Annotated in this window: 1 protein-coding gene; it reads right to left on the bottom strand. The window is 59.6% G+C overall.

What is annotated here, in order from left to right; all coding sequences use genetic code 11:
* Positions 1-453: TraG/TraD/VirD4 family protein (locus tag D1646_RS18910; protein WP_160637961.1), on the bottom strand; the 453-nt coding region annotated here is incomplete at both ends.

Below are 453 nucleotides of genomic sequence, written 5' to 3'. Positions count from 1 at the left end.
AGCCGCTCCAGCGAAAAGGCGTTTTTCTTCTTGTCCGCCTCCGCCGTGTATCGGTAGTTGGGGTGCTGTTTCAAATCATATTTCCGGGAATAGAACGGCGGCAGGCCCCGCAGTTGCAGGATGCACCTGTCGCCGGGCATGGTAGCAAGCTCGGCGGGGGTCATAAGCTCCCGGCCCAGCCGTTGCGTGTTCTGGTTGTAGCTTTCCGACTGCCCACGGGAGCGGCCCTCGGTCTGCATGGAGATGGTGGCCTTGCCCAGCCAGTTCTCCGATATTTCCTTGATGGTGCTGGCCTCCCGGCCCCCGAGGAACACCACGCTGTCCATGTTGCCTAAAATAGTTTCCGCGTTTTTATCGTAGATGGCTTTGCATTGGGCCCACTGCTGGTAGAACAGCGTCAGGCTCACCTCCCGGGAGCGGATGACCGCCACCAGCTTTTCGAGGTTGGGCACT

Source organism: Pseudoflavonifractor sp. 60, assembly GCF_009911645.1.
GTDB lineage: Bacteria > Bacillota > Clostridia > Oscillospirales > Oscillospiraceae > Lawsonibacter.
This window is presented reverse-complemented; position numbering and strand designations above follow the sequence as displayed.